A 13,838-nucleotide genomic window follows, 5' to 3' on the forward strand; every position below is an offset into this window, starting at 1 on the left:
TTTAACGACCTTCTTTCTCTTTCAAACGACTTACATACTCCATAACCATTTCTTCTGTAACATATTTACGCTGCAAGGTAACACCATTTTTTGCAAGATCATTAATTTGCTTCGTTACAACATTAATGACATCAACCGAAAATTCTTTCCCATTTGACGCAAGAGATACGGCAGCTTCAATAGCTGCTTCACGCTGTGCATCTAATTGTAAACATGCTTTTACACTTTCATTTTGTTTACGAGAATGTGCTGTAATTGCTTTATGTACTTCCATCTTCTCTTCCCCCTAAATAGTTATACGTTTTTATTCAATTCCATTGCAAGCCGGATCATATCACGACATACAATCCCATTTTCAATAATCTCTTCTTCATAATGCTTCGAAAAGTAATCAAAATCAATAGAAAAAATACGAAATCCACATTTTTGATATAAAGCAAGTTGTGAAACACTAGAATTGCCTGTACCAACTTCAAGTTTTGACATACCGTATCCTTTAGCAGTTTCTACAGCATGCCTTAATAGCTTCTTCCCAATCCCTTTTCCTTGCAAATGCTCTGCAACCGCAATATTCATGATTTCCATCGTCTTTGGCCTTGTTTCCAAAAGAACATATACACCGATAACGCTCCCCCCCTGCTTAGCTACGTATGTTAATCCTCTTTGTACATACGTAGCTATTTGCCGTTCACTTGGATCAGCAAGTAACAATAGAGACTTCGGTATAGCCTCTTTTGGAATACGTTCTATTACAACAGACATAAAAAATTCCCCCTTCTCTATTGTTCTAAACCCTCCTTGTCTACCATAAGTAATAGAAAGGAGGGATTCACCATGGACAACAATGAGAAAAAATGCAACGTCATCTCTATTGATGGAAAGAAGAAGAAAAGCGACACGTATTCCTATCCAAAATTAGTAGTTGAAAACAAAACATATGAATTTTCTTCATTCGTCTTATGCGGTGAAACACCAGATGGCAGACGACTCGTTCTTACTCATATGATTTCTACCGATGAATTTGCTGGATTTGTAAAATCTTTAGATACTGTACTGCAAAAGAAAATTGAACGAATCTTTTTCTCCTAACGATTATATAACATAAATTTCTTTTTCAATCTCTACTAACTGCTTTTGCAATTGTTCTTTACTTTGTTCATATAGAGATACATCAATCGTTTCAGCCAATGCAAACAATATACTTTCATAATAGTTCATCACATCTTGCTGCATCACTTTTTGGAATAAGTTCCACTTCATATCCCACTCTTGCTTATAATGATGAACAAATAAATCTTTTTCATCAGCTACATAGTTTGATACGAGCGGTTCTAATACAGATTTAGCGTCTTCTTGCATAAAAGCTTTGTCATTCTTTTCAAAAAAGCTTTTCTCATTTTTAAAATGTGCCAATGCTTTTTTGAAATCTTTTATTTCAACTGAAGGAAACGGTTCTTTATGTGTAATATCTTTATATTCATACTCCACTGTTCCATTCATAGAAATTGATTCATTTTCTACTTTACAGTTCACTACAATTTCGTCCTTTGCACGCTTCATCGCTTCATCTATCCATTTTTCAAGGCGTAATGATGTCGCACGCATTTCTTGCAATAAATCATGCTGAATAAATGCTACTAATTCCATAACACACTGTTGCAATTGTGTTTTCACATTTCCATCCGTTCGAAGTGACGCCGGATTAATAAATTCAGTAAACACATCGTTATAGCGTAGGAATAGACGCTGTTGCACGTAATAAAGCAACTCTTTCACTTCATTTTGCATCGCCTGTTCTTCAGCAAGTACACTATATGATGAAATGATATGAAGTAGTTGATCACGCTCTGCTTCATATTTTTTCGTTTGCTTCTCTTTCTCTTCATTCCCCTGTTTTGCACCCTTTATCATGTTTACTAAAAGCTGATCTGCCCCTTGCAAAGCACCATATAGAGCATGCACAGAAACAAGCATTAAATCTCTCATCATAAAGGACGTAAATGATTCCTCAAACTTCGTAATCCCAGAGTTTTGTAAAATACCATACTTCTCTTTTTCAACATTCTTTCCTTGTTTCTCTTCAAGCGCACATAAACTTGAAATTGCAAATAAACGCGGATTTCTAATACCGTATTGCAGCAGCTGATCTGCGATATAACCTTTTACCATTTCAAGTTCTTCTTCAGACTCTGCTAAATCCGCCGCATTAATTAAGAAGAACATTTTATCAAGGGCAAAAGTATCCTTTACACGACCAAGCTGAATTAAAAATTCACGGTCAGCACGAGAGAATACATGGTTATAATATGTTACAAATAAAATAGCATCTGCGTTTTTAATATACTGGAATGCAACATCCGTATGGCGAGCATTAATAGAATCCGCTCCAGGTGTGTCTACAAGCGCTACTCCCTGCCTTGTTAAAGCACAATCATAATAAAGTTCCATATACTCAACGAAGCATGATTTCTCTTCATTCGCTACATAATCAGAGAACTCTTCTAATGTAACTTGTACTCGTTCTCCTAAATAAGTAGAAACTGCATCATACCCTTTTTGTACCGCTCGTAAAAAGCTAAATGTTGTTTTTTGCTTCCCAGTTGGTGAAGGATATTTCATAACTTTATCAATTTGTGCTAACGCTTCATCTAACGTAGCAATCTCATAATGAAACAGCTTATAAACAGCTTTCATATCTTCTAATAACGCTTGCTTTGATTTAAACTGAACAATTACTGTTCCGTGTGGTTTTCCCTCTGTAACCGGCAAAATTTGATTAATCGTTGCCGTCGTCGGGTTTGGTGATACAGGAAGTACTTTCTCACCGAGTAAGGCATTGGCAAATGATGATTTTCCAGCACTAAATGCTCCGAATAACGCTACTGTAAATTGTTTTGTTTCCACACGTCTTCTTTTCTCTATTACCTCTTGCTGTACATGTTTCAGCGCTGGCAATGGCTCTAATATCGTTTCAGCTTTTTTCACTTTCTCTAATATCCGCTGAATATTTAAAGCCACCGTTCCTTTCAGCTCTTCTTCATGAACCGCTACGTTATTGTTTACGATTTCCTGCTCTTGTAGTGTAAATTTCTCACTAACAATTTGTGCCTCCCTTTGCAATATCTCATCTATTTGCAACCCTTCAGGCGTAGCAACATGATCGTGCCAAACATTTCGTAAATAGTCTTCATATGCCTCCAAATTGTTACTGTATTGTAATTGTGTTTCTTTCGCCGTTTGCAACATCGTATATGTTTCAATCTCTTCTTCAATACGAGCAACTGCTTCCCTTACCTTTTGCTTCAAAACGACCGCACTTTTATCAAAAATTTGCTGTGCTTTTATAAAATAACGTTTCTTCAGTTCATTCGCTACATCCGCTGTATAAAGAAGTAAGTAATCACCTGTGAAACCTGCACCTTGTTTAATTACTTCGGCCAACATTTCTGGTCCGAAAGCAATTTCTAACCCATATATGTCTTTCCCAATTTCCTCCGTGAACAATCCTTCTTCTTTTAAGAAGGCTACAATAAATTCCTTCACATGAAAATCAAGCTGCGTTTCAACAATTTTTTGAAGGGCAGAATAAAACGCCTCTACACGTCTTTGTTTTTCTTGCTCCGTCTTTCCTTTCGAAAATAGCAAACCGACCTTAAATTTTGTTAATTTCGTTTCTAAATATGCATTTGCCAATTCTCTCATTTCAAATGGCATTAAATAAGCGTTATCTAATATAGCTTGTAAACCTTTTATAAATTCGTTTCTCACATGAGATTCTTTACTTGCCTCACGATTTTTCGCTTCCGTTAACTCTTCCTTCTTTTCAACTACCTCTGAAATAGAAAGTGGTGATGCTAACTCTTCCTCATATTTCAAAAGAGCTTTTTCATTTTCAGAAACAATAAACGAGAAATGTTCCCCCATTAAATATTCTGTTTCTCGCTCCATTCCAGTCCTTACATACTGCTCTTTTTCTTTCATAATAGAAGTAATTAACGCTTCTAAGCTTCTAATTTCATTATGTGGATGGTTCATCATTCGTAATGACGTATAATAAACACCATCTACTTCAATATCCCAGTTAGAGAATGATTGTTTTACACTATCTTTATAATTCTCAAACGATAATTCATTTTCTTTATGTTTATCTATTTGATTTACAACGAGATAAACCGTTTTATTACGTTGTTTCAATTCTTTAACAAATTGTAAATTCACTTCCGATTGGACGTGATTATAATCCATCATATAAAAAATGACATCTGCCAGATGAAGTGTCGACTCTGTCGCTAATTGATGGGCATCATCTGTTGAATCAATCCCTGGTGTATCAACTAACATAACCCCTTCAGGAATCGGCGCGTCGTTTCGATAAATATGAACACCAATTACTTCATCGCCGTCTTTACAAATTTGTTTTAATTCTTCTGCTGAATATGCACCGTCATATTCGTACTGCTCTCCAGATTTAACCGTTACAACAACACGATCCATTCCTTTTTCAATTTTGACAACGTTAGCGCTTGTCGGAATTGGACTTGTCGGTAACAACTGCGCTTTATATAGATGATTCATCATCGTTGATTTCCCTGCAGAGAAGTGACCGCAGAACGCTATCATAAGCTGTTCTTGTTTATATTTTTGAATTACCTCAAACAACTTTAAACTATTCTCTGCATCGCCGTGTTTTTGCCACTCTTCATAAAAACAAACAAGTTTTTTCATACCGTTTGTCTGTACTATGTTTGTCATCCCCTTGTTCCCCTTTATCCAAGATGTATATACTTTTCCCCGCTATTTGCGAGCTCATAACCAGTGAGAGTTACACCTACCCATTGATTACAGTTTCACTTTACTATCATACTAAATTTTCAGCATATTCTCATTAAAAATAAAAAATCCCTTTCATTCTTTTTACAAATGAAAGGGATTTTATGTCATATCACTCATTTTGCTGTTCCTACTCCATTTAAAACATACTTCGCAATAACTGCATATACAGCGACTGTACCTGCTACTAATGCATATACCATACTTACGCACCAACCTTTTTTGATAATGATTATCACTTTTGAATACAGTTTATCATTAAAGAGAATCATTATCAACACTTTTCATAAAGAAAGCTCCTTATAAGAAGGAGCTTTACTGCCTGTTTTGAAAAAGGTTAAAACTTGTTGTGCACTCTTATTATATCTCATCCTACATAACTTAACAGTTTAAAAAAATGGAAATATCCCCTATCCCCTCCACCTTACATTTTGTATAATAAAAGGAAATTACTTAACAAGGAGGAAAAAAATGACACAAAATCTCACACAAGGCGAGAGGATACACTCCATTGATGTTATTAGAGGAATAGCTGTACTAGGTATTTTTCTTGTGAATTGGCCTGTTATCGCCGGGGTTGACTCACGTGATCTTTCAGGAATTTACGAAGGGATAGACAGCTACATTCGCCTATTTTACGATATGTTTATTCAAACGAAATTTTATACAATTTTTTCGTTTTTATTCGGATTAGGTTTTTATATTTTTATGAGTCGTGCTGAAGCGAAAACAGATCATCCAAAAATTTTATTTGTTCGCCGCTTATTTATTTTATTATTATTCGGTTTCTTACATTACGTTCTTTTATGGGACGGAGACATTTTACATACTTATGCGATTGCTGGATTTTTCTTATTTTTATTTTATAAGAGAGAACCTCGTACTATTTTAATATGGGCTATCGTTTTATTGAGTATTTTTCAATTCATTATGCTAATGGCTGGTATTACGGTTGCATTGGTACCAAAGGAAGAGCTAGGTTTTTCCTTACCTATCATGCCATTAGAAGACTGGCTGTCACAAATACAAAATCGTTTCCATGCATTTTACGCTGATGGAATTGGATTAAATTTACTTATGCTTCCAGAAACAGTTGGGCTATTTTTACTTGGTTTATACGCCGGCAAAAAGGATATTTTCCGCCGCACGAAAGAGTTAGATCCAAAACTTAAAAAATGGCAAATTATTATGTTCCTTTTAACATTACCAATGTGGTTCTTCATGGTCCGTTACTTCTTATCAAAACCATTTTATGAACCAATTTATATGCAGGTCTTTACAATGTTTAGCGGAAAAACGTTATTCATATTCTACATTTTCACTCTAATGCGTTTATTACAAAAAGAAAAATGGCAAACGTTATTACGTCCATTCCAATACGTTGGACGAATGGCATTAACAAATTACATCTCGCATACAATTGTTACATTACTTGTATTTGGTCTATTACTTAAAAATTATTATCCTGCTCCATTATGGGTTGGACCAATATTCTGCATTAGTTTCTACACGTTACAAATCTTTATTAGCCGCTGGTGGCTTTCACATTACCAATACGGGCCACTTGAGTACATTTGGCGTCTTGGTACTTACGGGAAAATGATGCCACTTAAAAAGAAAAGCAAGGTCTCATAACGAGACCTTGCTTTTTTACGCTTCTCTTACTGCATTTTGCATAGATACTGGCTCTTCTTCTACTTTCACTTTACGCTGCGGCACCATATTAAATACGATATTTAAAAGTACTGCTGACGCACTTCCAAGTACAATTCCGTTATCTGTTAAAATACGAATGTTTTCTGGAAGTTGTGAAAATAATGTAGGAACGACTGTTACGCCAAGCCCAATTCCGACAGAACATGCAACGATTAATAAGTTTTCTTGTCTTCCGAAGTCAACGCTACTTAACATTTTAATACCGTATGCCATAACCATACCGAACATCGCTAACATCGCACCGCCCAGTACTGATTTCGGAATAATTGTTGTAATAGCTGCGATTTTAGGAATGAAACCAAGTACGATTAACATACCACCGCAAGTATAAATAATAACGCGATTTCTTACTCCAGTTAATTGAACAAGTCCTACGTTTTGAGAGTATGTTGTATATGGGAACGCGTTGAAAATGCCACCTAACACCATCGCTAATCCTTCTGCGCGATAGCCTTTTGTTAATTCTTTTTCACCGATTTTTTTATTGCAAATATCAGATAATGCAAAGTATACACCCGTTGCTTCTACAATCCCTACACAGGCAACGAGAATCATCGTAATAATTGGTGTTAATTCAAATGTTGGTGTACCAAAGTAAAATGGTTGAATACCGTGGAACCAGTCCGCCTCTCCAACCGCTTGCAAACTTACTTTCCCCATAAACGCTGCAACGATAGTACCGAACAACAAACCTAATAGAATAGAAATGGAACGGATAAATCCATCAAAGAAACGATACATAATAATGATAAATAATAACACTCCAAATGCTAACGCTAAGTTTTCAAGACTTCCGAAATCTTTACTTCCTACTCCGCCAGCCATATCATTAATAGCAGCTGGAACAAGTGTAACTCCAATTACTGTAACGACAGATCCTGTTACAACAGGTGGAAACAGTTTTACGAGTTTTCCAAATAATTTCGCAAAAATAACAACGAATAACCCAGCAGCAATAATTGCTCCATAAATTGAAGACACACCGTATTGTTTTCCAATCGCAATCATCGGTCCAACGGCTGTAAATGTACAACCAAGTACAACGGGAAGTCCTATACCGAAAAAGCGATTTGATAATGCTTGTAAAATTGTCGCAACGCCGCACATTAATAAATCAATTGAGACTAAATATGTTAACTCTTTTTGATTTAAACCAAGTCCACCGCCCACAATAAGCGGAACGATAATTGCTCCAGCATACATTGCAAGCATATGCTGCATACCAAGCGATGCAATTTTAAATGGATGCTGCTTCATCGTTTATTTCACCTCCGCAGTTTCTTGCTGTACAAATGTAACTGTGCCGTTATCAAGTGATGCAATTTCTGCTAGTGATTCAACACGAACGCCTTGTTCACGAAGCTTCTTTCCTCCATCTTGAAATGCTTTTTCAATAACAATTCCAATTCCTGCAATACTCGCTCCAGCTTGCTCTACTAAACTCATTAAACCTAAAGCAGCCTGACCATTTGCTAAAAAGTCATCGATGATTAATACACGATCATTTTCATCGATATGATTTCGAGATAATGAAATTTCATTTGTTTCTTGTTTTGTAAATGAATATACGTTTGCAACGTACATATTATCTTGTAACGTTAACGATTTACGTTTTCGTGCAAAAATTACTTTTACACCAAGCTCTAATGCAGCCATAACTGCTGGTGCAATGCCTGAAGATTCAATCGTCACGATTTTTGTAATGTTCTCTTCTTTAAAACGTTTAGCAAATTCTTTTCCGATTTCTTGCATAAGTACTGGATCAATTTGATGATTTAAAAAAGCATCTACCTTTAATACGTCACCAGATAAAACCTTTCCTTCGTTCAAAATCTTTTCTTGTAATACTTTCATGTTTGTTCCCCCTCTTATGCAATAAAAAAACTCCAAAAGCCGCCACCACTCGTTACAAGTGAGAGACGCGCTTTTGGAGTTTCGCAAAAAAAGAATGCTAAACAAGCAATTATATTCGTCCTCACTCATAGTCAAAGTATTTACGGTACTTCGGTAGAAACTTGCAGGCCATATCCCCGCGATTATATGAGTGTAGCTAACTATTTATTTTATAGAAGGATTATAACGTACTTTTTATGCTTTGAAAAGCATTTATCGAAAAAACACGTACAAATTTTTAAAAACCACTATTTTTGTTCGAGTTTTGCAAACTCTTTCATTTCCAATTACAACTTCGTTAAAATGATTGGCCCATCTTTTGTAATCGCAATTGTATGCTCATATTGAGCTGATAATTTCCCGTCCATCGTTCGTGCAGTCCACCCATTTAAACCTACTTTAGAATATCGCATACCTATATTTACAATCGGTTCAATTGTAATTACCATTCCTTCTTGTAACCGAGGTCCTTGTCCTTGTTTCCCAAAATGAAAAATTGCTGGTTCTTCATGAATCTCTTTACCGATTCCATGTCCCGTAAAGTCTCTTGCAACAGAAAAACCTTCATTTGTTACATAACTTTCAATTGCATAGCCAATATCTCCTACACGGTTATCGATTATCGCCTGGTCAATTCCTTTATACAAAGCATTCTCAGCTACTAACAACAACTTTTCTGCTTCATCAGAAACTTTTCCAACTCTATACGTCCAAGCAGAATCTGAAAGACCCCCATTTAAGTTTACTACCGTGTCAATTGTTACAATATCACCCTCAGTTAAAGGAACATCGGCCGGAAACGCATGACACATTTCATCGTTTACAGATGCACATATCGCATATGGATACCCATTGTAACCTTTCTGTTCAGATTTGGCACCATACTTTTTTAAATACATTTCAACAAACGTATCAATCTCTTGTGTCGTTATGCCTGGCTTTATCATTTTCGCAATTTCTTTATGACATGAAGCAAGTAATTTTCCAGATTCATGCATCAAATCTATTTCATTTTTCGTTTTAATTGTAATCATACTACCTCTACCTTTCCTTGCTAAACCTACTATTTGCTACTAAACTTCTATCATACACATCCTCTACCAAAATTTCAAAACCCTCAATTACAACAAGTAAAAAATATGTATCATATATTTCTAAATCAAAATAAAAAAACAGAAGATTTCTCTGTTTTTTAATCACGTTTACATATATAGTTCATTTTCAAAAACTCAAAACAACTACCATTTGTTTTCTGTATAAACGTTCCAACCGCTTCAAATCCCGCCCTTTTATACACTTTTATCGCTCTCTCATTAAATGTCGCTACTGATAGTGTTATATAATTACATCCGTATTTTTCTTCACTAAAAGCTAGTCCAGCATTCACGAACTGTAAACCAAATCCATTGCCAGTTATATCAGGTCTCATTCCAAGTCCTATATCAACCGTTCCATTATTTATTTTACAAACAGTAAAAAAACCAACGAGAATGCCATTTTCCTTCACTGAAAATGTATGATTCCCTCTACTCTCATCATGTAAAAATTCAGCTAAATCTTCTTCATCTGCCTCTATATCATAAAAAGAATATTTCCCCTCATAATGCCAGTTATACGCAATTTCCTCCGCTTCTTCTTGCTTCATTACTGTATATGTATAATCCATTCTATCATCCCCTTTAATAAAAAGAGCTGCAATTAAGCAGCTCTTTTTTACAACTCATAAATCTCTTTATATTTCGCTTCTAAATAATCGGCTAAGTAGTTTGCATTTAAACCTTCACCTGTTACATCTTCTAAAATTTCAAGTGGCTTTTTCGTTTTACCATATTGGTGAATATGTTCTGTTAACCATTCACGAATTGGTGTTACGTTCCCTTCTTCTAATAATGCATCAAAGTTCGGAATGTCTTTTAACATTCTTTGCTTAAATTGCGCTGCATACATGTAACCAAGTGCATAAGATGGGAAGTATCCAAATGAGCCACCAGCCCAGTGAACATCTTGCAATACACCTTGCGCATCATTTTCCGGACGAATTCCTAAATATGCTTCCATCTTATCATTCCAAGCTGCTGGTAAGTCCTTCACTTGTAATGTACCATCAAATAATTCTTTCTCTAATTCATAACGCACCATAACATGAAGCGGGTATGTAAGCTCATCTGCTTCTATACGAATGAATGACGGCTTCGATTCGTTAATTGCATCATAAAATTCATCGACTGACATATCATCAAATTGACCATTGCTATACTCTTTTAATAAATCATAATTTTTCTTCCAGAATGATTTATTACGGCCGATAAAGTTCTCAAAGAATAATGATTGTGATTCGTGAATACCCATAGATGTACCACTGCAAAGTGGTGTACCTTCAAATTGTTCTGCAATATTTTGTTCATATACTGCATGACCACATTCATGAATCGTTCCAAAAACAGCCATACGAAAATCTTTTTCATCATAGCGTGTCGTAATACGAACATCCCCTCTATTTAATGTAATTTCGAAAGGATGCACTGTTTCATCAAGACGACCTGCTTCAAAGTCATAATTCAATTGCTTTAAGAGTTCTAATGTAAAGTTCTTTTGTTTTTCTTTTGAAAATTGTTCTGATAAAACACTTGTTTTTAATCCTTTTTTAGACTCAGAGATTTCTTTTACAAGCGGCACGATGCGCTCACGAAGTTGACCAAATACGTGATCTAAAACTTCTACTGTAATACCTGGCTCATACATGTCTAATAATGTATTGTATTTATATGTTTCATAACCCCAATATGTAATAAATTTCTTTTTAAATTCAACAATTTTTTCTAAGTACGGGCGGAACATTTCGAAATCAGATTTTTCGCGAGCTTCTTCCCACACACTCTCTGCTTTCGCTTCTAATTTCACATAAGCCTCATATTCAGCTTGTGGAATTTTTTTATTTCTATCATATTCTTTCCGACACTCTTCAACCATTTTCTTCGTCGTTTCAGAAAGTTTATCTTCACGTATTAAAGCTTCAAGTTCTGTTAAATAGTTTCCCATCTCATCTGAAGTCGACATAGCAAACACTTCTGACGAAAGCATACCAATTACTTCTGAACGCTGATCTACACCTTTTTTTGGTGCACCTGTTCTTAAATCCCAAAACATTAAACTTAATGCTTCTCCGTAATTCTGTATCTTCTTCACGTATGTTAAAAATTGTTTTTCTACCTCATATGTAGCAACTGTCATCGTATAAAAGCCTCCTTTTTCTACCTCAAACTTAATTCGACACGGAAACATAAATTCCTTTTATAATAGAAAAAAAGCTTGGCAAGCGCCAAGCTTTCTCCTTATAATTCTTTACCTTCTACTGGCAGTACATTTTTCACAGCTGCAACTACTTTCTCATCTTCTGAATTAGATAAGAAAATTGATATGGCACCTTTATCTTCACTTGTACGAATTAAACGCCCAATTCCTTGACGAAGTCGTAAAATCATATATGGTACATCTACATCCCAGAATGGATCATTTACGTGCTTACGTTTCGCTTCAAACACAGGATCGTTTGGAGGGAATGGTAAAGACCAAATAATAACGTGCGATAATGATGAACCAGGAATATCTAAACCTTCCCATAAATGAACCGCACAAAGTACAGTCTCTTCTTCATTTTGGAAACGAGAAACGAGCTGGCTAATTTCCTGATCTCCTTCATATAAGAACGGAACCGACATTTGCTCTTTACTTACATACTCTTTGAACGCTGCAAGCTCTTGCGTTGTACGGAATAATACAAGCGTACGTCCATTTGTTTTTTGTATATTTTCAAGTGTATATTGACACTTTCTTTCCCATTCATTTTCTTTCGTATGTGATAGTAAGTTTACTGTCATTTGCTCTTCGTAATCAAACGGTGAAGCAACTGAGAATGACAAGTAATCTTTTACCCCTAGGCTATTAGCTGTGAAAGCGAATGAATCGTTGTTCGATAATGTCGCAGAAGAGAAAATATACGGTATTTTCTTCGAGAATACTTTCTCTTGTAACACTTCTTCAACTGCACGCGGCATAATAACTAACGTGAAGGCACCATCACCTTCTTCACCCCAAGTAATTACATTTTTCTCGTGCATGAACAGACGAAGTGAATGTTCTAATACATCTAAATGCTCATCAACAATATTTAAATCATACGTGTTTACTGTATGCATTTCACTTTCGAATACTAATGCATCTCCAACTTCACCGATTTTTGCATAAAGTCGTTTCGCTTCAGCTGTTACTTTTTCTGTCACAGTAATTTCTAGACGATCAGAACCGGCAATTTCCTTTTTATTCTCTTGTAACACATCAAAGAATCGTTCAGTTTGCCAAATTGTTTCTTCTACTAAATGTGCAAACTCCTCACGAATATCGTTTTGTAGCAATCTCGTTAATAGTTGCTCCATCATCGTTTGCTTTAAACGATATGTTAAAGCTTTTTGAGCTGCATATTCTACAAGGTGTCCTTCATCAAATACAACGCAGCTACTTTCTGGTAATAATGGAATTTGCCCTTCACGCTTACGAGCGTCGTACGTCCAAATATGATCCATATAGAAATCTTGAGAACAAATAATTAAATCTGCTGCTTTACGATAATGTTCACGAGAAAGAGTTTGTCCACAACGATGACGAGAATCACAAGTAAAGCAATCTTGGAAGTAATCCCAATTTACTTTTGACCATTCTTCGTCATTTAAAAGTGGAAATTCTTTTCTGTCACCATAGTGAGTAAAGTTTTGCATCGTACCATGATCGAATACAAACTGTGGTAACTCGTAATATACGTCTTCAATTACTTCTGGAGCTCGTCCACTCATAACATCTTCAAGTTTACGTAAGCATAAATAATTATCCATTGATTTTGCAAGCCTTACATCAACAGATAGCCCTAATGCTTCAGATAACTTAGCAATGTCTCCTTCTTCTTTCACAAGCTGTTCAATTAACGTTTCATCTGCACAAGCAATAATAGCTGGTTTCCCAGTATAACGCGCGTAACAAATTGCATATAGAAGATATACAATTGTTTTCCCTGTTCCTACACCAGCTTCTGCGAACATAACTTTCTTTTCTTGGAAAGCGCGTTCTAACTGAAACGCCATAAAAATTTGTTCATCACGCTCTTCAAAGCCTTTTTCCGGAAGGATGTCGTAAAACACATCTCCAATCCACTCATTCAACTTATCATAAAAATTATCTTGTTTTCCTACTTCAAATGGTAATCTCTTCTCAGTAAACATCCTTAGCCTCCAACCAAAAAGTTTTTCTATAAAAAGATAATAGCAACTGCTACGCATATGTATGCATTTGCTTTCCCCTGTTGCAATACATAGAAATTCACGAAAAAAAATTTTCCTTTCGAAAAAGGA

12 protein-coding genes and 1 riboswitch are annotated in these 13,838 nt (G+C 35.6%); of the genes, 2 read left to right on the forward strand and 10 right to left on the reverse strand.

The window, feature by feature from the left end:
- Position 1 precedes the first annotated feature (1 nt).
- A complete protein-coding gene (locus M1D66_RS19020; RefSeq protein WP_000451818.1) occupies positions 2 to 274 on the reverse strand; it encodes a YpbS family protein in 273 nt (90 codons plus the stop codon).
- Positions 275 to 294: 20 nt separating this feature from the next.
- Entirely contained in the window at positions 295 to 762 is a 468-nt protein-coding gene (locus tag M1D66_RS19025) for a GNAT family N-acetyltransferase (protein WP_000117689.1), read from the reverse strand.
- A gap of 72 nt (positions 763 to 834) precedes the next feature.
- Between M1D66_RS19025 and M1D66_RS19030 the strand changes: the two genes are divergently transcribed.
- A complete protein-coding gene (locus M1D66_RS19030; RefSeq protein ID WP_000369740.1) occupies positions 835 to 1,089 on the forward strand; it encodes a DUF3931 domain-containing protein in 255 nt (84 codons plus the stop codon).
- 3 nt (positions 1,090 to 1,092) lie between these two features.
- On the opposite strand, the gene M1D66_RS19035 is transcribed toward M1D66_RS19030, so the two are convergent.
- Together M1D66_RS19035 and M1D66_RS19040 are read right to left on the reverse strand one after the other, a co-directional pair.
- Positions 1,093 to 4,752 carry a dynamin family protein gene (locus tag M1D66_RS19035; protein WP_086384975.1) on the reverse strand — a complete coding sequence of 1,220 codons (3,660 nt, stop codon included), beginning with the start codon at positions 4,750 to 4,752 and terminating at the stop codon, positions 1,093 to 1,095.
- 194 nt (positions 4,753 to 4,946) lie between these two features.
- On the reverse strand, positions 4,947 to 5,102 hold the full coding sequence (locus M1D66_RS19040) for a hypothetical protein (protein WP_000600125.1): 156 nt from the start codon (positions 5,100 to 5,102) through the stop codon (positions 4,947 to 4,949).
- Positions 5,103 to 5,301: 199 nt separating this feature from the next.
- Between M1D66_RS19040 and M1D66_RS19045 the strand changes: the two genes are divergently transcribed.
- Complete coding sequence (locus M1D66_RS19045) at positions 5,302 to 6,465, forward strand: DUF418 domain-containing protein (protein WP_000193194.1); 1,164 nt, start codon at positions 5,302 to 5,304, stop codon at positions 6,463 to 6,465.
- Positions 6,466 to 6,480: 15 nt separating this feature from the next.
- Here M1D66_RS19045 and pbuX read toward each other — a convergent pair whose 3' ends face one another.
- The 6 genes from pbuX to M1D66_RS19075 all read right to left on the reverse strand — a co-directional run bounded on the left by pbuX (position 6,481) and on the right by M1D66_RS19075 (position 13,709).
- Positions 6,481 to 7,803: a xanthine permease PbuX gene (gene pbuX / locus M1D66_RS19050; protein WP_086384976.1), complete on the reverse strand. Its 1,323-nt coding sequence runs from the start codon at positions 7,801 to 7,803 to the stop codon at positions 6,481 to 6,483.
- Between the two features lie 3 nt (positions 7,804 to 7,806).
- On the reverse strand, positions 7,807 to 8,400 hold the full coding sequence (locus M1D66_RS19055; protein ID WP_000866483.1) for a xanthine phosphoribosyltransferase: 594 nt from the start codon (positions 8,398 to 8,400) through the stop codon (positions 7,807 to 7,809).
- Between the two features lie 108 nt (positions 8,401 to 8,508).
- A riboswitch (purine riboswitch) is annotated at positions 8,509 to 8,610 on the reverse strand.
- A gap of 116 nt (positions 8,611 to 8,726) precedes the next feature.
- Complete coding sequence (locus M1D66_RS19060; protein ID WP_086384977.1) at positions 8,727 to 9,473, reverse strand: type I methionyl aminopeptidase; 747 nt, start codon at positions 9,471 to 9,473, stop codon at positions 8,727 to 8,729.
- Positions 9,474 to 9,631: 158 nt separating this feature from the next.
- Positions 9,632 to 10,105, reverse strand: coding sequence for a GNAT family N-acetyltransferase (locus M1D66_RS19065; protein WP_000386767.1), 474 nt, complete (start codon positions 10,103 to 10,105; stop codon positions 9,632 to 9,634).
- Between the two features lie 47 nt (positions 10,106 to 10,152).
- Positions 10,153 to 11,670, reverse strand: coding sequence for a carboxypeptidase M32 (ypwA, locus tag M1D66_RS19070; RefSeq protein WP_242554698.1), 1,518 nt, complete (start codon positions 11,668 to 11,670; stop codon positions 10,153 to 10,155).
- A gap of 101 nt (positions 11,671 to 11,771) precedes the next feature.
- Positions 11,772 to 13,709, reverse strand: a complete 1,938-nt coding sequence (locus M1D66_RS19075) for an ATP-dependent DNA helicase (protein WP_000493710.1) — start codon at positions 13,707 to 13,709, stop codon at positions 11,772 to 11,774.
- Between the last annotated feature and the right edge of the window lie 129 nt (positions 13,710 to 13,838).

The organism is Bacillus sp. PK6-16 (assembly GCF_056530295.1).

Bases quoted from the DNA above. Each gene is read 5' to 3' on its own strand.
- M1D66_RS19020 (WP_000451818.1), bottom strand. From the start codon at position 274: ATGGAAGTACATAAAGCAATTACAGCACATTCTCGTAAACAAAATGAA.
- M1D66_RS19025 (WP_000117689.1), bottom strand. From the start codon at position 762: ATGTCTGTTGTAATAGAACGTATTCCAAAAGAGGCTATACCGAAGTCT.
- M1D66_RS19030 (WP_000369740.1), top strand. From the start codon at position 835: ATGGACAACAATGAGAAAAAATGCAACGTCATCTCTATTGATGGAAAG.
- M1D66_RS19035 (WP_086384975.1), bottom strand. From the start codon at position 4,752: ATGACAAACATAGTACAGACAAACGGTATGAAAAAACTTGTTTGTTTT.
- M1D66_RS19040 (WP_000600125.1), bottom strand. From the start codon at position 5,102: ATGATTCTCTTTAATGATAAACTGTATTCAAAAGTGATAATCATTATC.
- M1D66_RS19045 (WP_000193194.1), top strand. From the start codon at position 5,302: ATGACACAAAATCTCACACAAGGCGAGAGGATACACTCCATTGATGTT.
- pbuX (WP_086384976.1), bottom strand. From the start codon at position 7,803: ATGAAGCAGCATCCATTTAAAATTGCATCGCTTGGTATGCAGCATATG.
- M1D66_RS19055 (WP_000866483.1), bottom strand. From the start codon at position 8,400: ATGAAAGTATTACAAGAAAAGATTTTGAACGAAGGAAAGGTTTTATCT.
- M1D66_RS19060 (WP_086384977.1), bottom strand. From the start codon at position 9,473: ATGATTACAATTAAAACGAAAAATGAAATAGATTTGATGCATGAATCT.
- M1D66_RS19065 (WP_000386767.1), bottom strand. From the start codon at position 10,105: ATGGATTATACATATACAGTAATGAAGCAAGAAGAAGCGGAGGAAATT.
- ypwA (WP_242554698.1), bottom strand. From the start codon at position 11,670: ATGACAGTTGCTACATATGAGGTAGAAAAACAATTTTTAACATACGTG.
- M1D66_RS19075 (WP_000493710.1), bottom strand. From the start codon at position 13,709: ATGTTTACTGAGAAGAGATTACCATTTGAAGTAGGAAAACAAGATAAT.